Source organism: Melaminivora alkalimesophila (genome assembly GCF_000282995.1).
In the GTDB taxonomy this organism is placed as follows: Bacteria; Pseudomonadota; Gammaproteobacteria; order Burkholderiales; family Burkholderiaceae_C; genus Melaminivora; species Melaminivora alkalimesophila.
The window spans coordinates 1-3,676 of the sequence record NZ_ALEE01000275.1 but is presented as its reverse complement, the minus strand read 5'-3'; the positions used below and the strand labels follow the sequence as shown (position 1 = coordinate 3,676).

Here is a 3,676-nt window from a genome sequence, read left to right as displayed (position 1 = left end):
CCTGGGGGCGCTTGCCGCTGGGCGCGCCCTCGCACGGCACTCGACGAGCTGGCAGAGCTGCAGGAAGGGCGTGCGACCACGCTGTCGGTCGGTGTGGTCGGGCGCGCGCGTCAGGGCGAGGCTGGCTTGAGCCGCCTGACCGACATGCAGGCGCCGGTGGAACTGAAGTTCCCCGCCGGCGACGGGATGATGGCCGTGCGCGTCACCCCCACGGGGGTGGGCGCAGGAACGCCCGACACCTCCTATGGAACGCTGAGCCGCTTCGGCGCCGGCCCCGCCACCGCGCTGGACATGCCCACCCGCTCACCCGGCAGCCAGAGCGACGGCGGTGTCGGGCTCGGCATCGCCTACGAGACCGAGCGGCTCGCGGTGGACGTGGGCACGCTGCCGCTGGGTTTCCGGCAGGTGGACGTGATGGGCGGCCTGCGCTACCGCGCCGACCTGTCCGAGCAGGTCAGCCTGACGGGCGAGCTCTCGCGCCGCCCGGTCACCGACAGCCTGCTGTCCTTCGCGGGCGCGCGCGACGCCCGCACCGGCGAGAAGTGGGGCGCCGTCTCGTCCAACGGGGCGCGCCTGGATCTGACCTGGGACGATGGCGACTTCGGTGCCTACGTGATCGGCGCGGCGCACGCGCTGCAGGGGCGCAACGTGCAGTCGAACACCCGTGTGGAACTGGGCGGCGGCATGTACTGGCGCGTCCACCAGACCCCGGATTCGGCCTTCACCGCCGGCCTGAACGTCACCGGCCTGGGCTACCGCAAGAACCTGCGCTATTTCACCTACGGCCACGGCGGCTACTTCAGCCCACAGCAATTCCTGGCCATGAGCGTGCCCTTCGATTGGGCGCAGCGCAGCGGCCGCCTGAGCTACCAGGTCCGCGGTGCGCTGGGCGTGCAGTACTTCAAGGAGGATGCGGCTCCCTACTTCCCGACCAACCGGGCCCGGCAGGCCGCCGCCGCCCAGGCGGCCAGCGATGCGGCCGCCTTCGGCGAAGTCGGCACCAGCAGCACCGCCATCTATCCCGGCCAGAGCAAGACCGGCCTGGGCTACAGCCTCGGGCTGGCGATGGAATACCAGCTGCACCCACAGCTGTTCGTCGGCAGCCATCTGGCGCTGGACAACGCGCGCAACTACCGCCAGTTCACCGGCGGCCTGTACATGCGCTATGCGCTCCAGCCCTACGGAGGGCGCCAGGCCCTGCCGGTGGCGCCGCTCAAGTCACCCTACGCATTCTGAAGGGCGCGCGCGGCCCTCGCCCTCCTACAGCCCTTGCAGCCTGCGCAGGAAGCCATGCACGATGGCATCCGCGCACGGCCCTGCCACGTCGCGCACGAAGGCCGGAAAATCCACGTGGGCGCTGTCGTCCGCGCGGTCCGAGATGGTGCGCACGGCAGCAAAGGGCAGGCCGTGGTCGCGGCAGACCTGGGTCACCGCCGCGCCCTCCATCTCCACGGCAAGCACCTCGTGCCCGGCCGCCAGCAGTTCGCGGCGCAATCGCTGCGACTCCGCCGCCGTGCTGACGAAGCGGTCGCCGCTGGCGACCAGACCCCGATGCACGCGCCGGGCGGCCGCCGCGCCTTGCCCCCGTCCCGCGAACTCCGCCGCCGCCTCGGCCAGCAACGCCGCCAGCGCCGGGTCGCAACCCATGCGCACCGCCCCATAGCCCGGCACCTCCCAGCGCGGGAAGATCGGCGAGGCGTCCATGTCGTGCTGCAGGTACTCGGTGGCGACCACCACGTCGCCCACCTGCACGCCCTCGCCCACGCCGCCGGCCACGCCCGTGAAGACCATGCGCCGCGCGCCGAAACGCTCGGCCAGGGCGTTCGCCGTGGTCGCGGCTGCGACCTTGCCGATGCCGCTGAGCACCAGCACCACGTCGTGCCCCTCCAGGCGCCCGCGCCAGAACACGCGGCTGGCGTGCTCGATGCGTTCGGGTGCTTCGAGGGCGGAAACCAGGCTGCCCTGTTCTTCGGGCAGCGCGCTCAGGATGGCGGTGGTCATGGCAGAGGCAGGAAAAGTGCAGAGGACAAAAAAAGAGCCGGGATTATCCCGGCCCGTGCAATGCCCCTGGTTCCCGGGGCAGACAGGAGTGAACGCGTGGCGGCTCAGCCCTTCTTCGCGTCGCGCAGCTCGCGCCGCAGGATCTTGCCCACCGGCGTCTTTGGCAGCTCGTCGCGGAACTCGATGATGCGCGGCTGCTTGTAGCCCGTCAGGTTGGCGCGGCAAAATTCCTTCACGTCGGCCTCGGTCAGGTGCGGGTCCTTCCGGACGATCACCAGCTTCACCGCCTCGCCCGTCTTCTCGTCCGGCACGCCCACCACGGCGCACTCCAGCACCCCCGGCATGGTCGCCACCACGTCCTCGACCTCGTTCGGATAGACGTTGAAGCCGCTCACCAGCACCATGTCCTTCTTGCGATCCACCACCTTGAAGAAGCCGCGGCTGTCCATGGTGCCGATGTCGCCGCTCTTGAAGTAGCCGTCCTCGGTCATGACCTTGGCCGTCTCGTCTGGGCGCTGCCAGTAGCCGGCCATGACCTGCGGGCCCTTGATGGCGATCTCGCCCGGCTGGCCGGTGGCCGAGATGTCACGGCCCTCGTCGTCCAGGATGCGCATCCAGGTGCTCGGGATCGGCACGCCGATGGTGCCCGAGAACTCCTTGGTGGTGACCGGGTTGCAGCTGGCCGACGGGCTGGTCTCCGACAGGCCGTAGCCCTCGCAGATCGGGCAGCCGGTCTTCTCCAGCCACAGCTTGGCCACGGCCGCTTGCACCGCCATCCCACCGCCCACCGAGACCTTCAGGTTGCTCCAGTCCACCTTGTTGAAGTCCGGGTGGTTGGCCAGCCCGTTGAACAGCGTGTTCACCGCCGGGAAGCTGTGGAACTTGTGCTTGGACAGCTCCTTGAGCACCGCCGGCAGGTCGCGCGGGTTCGGGATCAGGATGGTCTTGCCGCCCGTGCGCATCGACAGCATCATGTTCACCGTGAACGCGAAGATGTGGTAGAGCGGCAGCGCGCACACCGCGGTGGGCTGCTCGCCCTCCGGCACCTTGCTCATCACCGGCGCGTTCCAGGCCTCGGACTGCAGCACGTTGGCGATCACGTTGCGGTGCAGTAGCACCGCCCCCTTCGGCACGCCCGTGGTGCCGCCCGTGTACTGCAGCAGGGCGATGTCGTCGGGCGTGAGCTCCGGCCGCGTGAACGGCGCGCCCGCGCCCTTGGCGAGCGCGTCGTTGAAGCGCACGGCGCCCGGCAGCTCATATGGCGGCACCATCTTCTTGACGTTGCGCACCACGTAGTTCACCAGCGCCCCCTTGAGGAAGCCCAGGCGGTCGCCCATGGCGCACAGCACCACGTGCTGCACCTGCGTGCGCGCGATGCAGGCCTGCAGCGTCGCGGCGAAGTTCTCGATGATGACGATCGCCCGGGCGCCCGAGTCCTTGAGCTGGTGCTCCAGCTCGCGCGGCGTGTAGAGCGGGTTCACGTTCACCACCACGAAGCCCGCGCGCAGGATGGCCGCCACCGCCACCGGGTACTGCGGCACGTTGGGCATCATGATCGCCACCCGGTCGCCGCGCGCAAGGCCCAGACCCTGCAGGTAGGCGGCGAACTGGCGGCTCTGCTCGTCGGTCTCGGCGTAGCTGATGTCCTGGCCCATGAAGCTGTAGGCCGTGCGGG

Annotated in this window: 3 protein-coding genes; 1 reads left to right on the top strand and 2 read right to left on the bottom strand. The window is 70.0% G+C overall.

What is annotated here, in order from left to right; translation table 11 throughout:
• Nucleotides 1-1,236 (top strand): cellulose synthase subunit BcsC-related outer membrane protein (locus tag A612_RS05125; RefSeq protein ID WP_173370356.1); only part of this gene is annotated, 1,236 nt, incomplete at its 5' end.
• A 24-nt stretch (nucleotides 1,237-1,260) separates the two neighbouring features.
• On the opposite strand, the gene A612_RS05120 is transcribed toward A612_RS05125, so the two are convergent.
• Nucleotides 1,261-2,001, bottom strand: coding sequence for a 5'-methylthioadenosine/adenosylhomocysteine nucleosidase (locus A612_RS05120; protein ID WP_019373464.1), 741 nt, complete (start codon nucleotides 1,999-2,001; stop codon nucleotides 1,261-1,263).
• Between the two features lie 104 nt (nucleotides 2,002-2,105).
• The coding region (locus A612_RS05115; protein WP_019373463.1) for a long-chain-fatty-acid--CoA ligase at nucleotides 2,106-3,676 on the bottom strand (1,571 nt) is incomplete at its 5' end.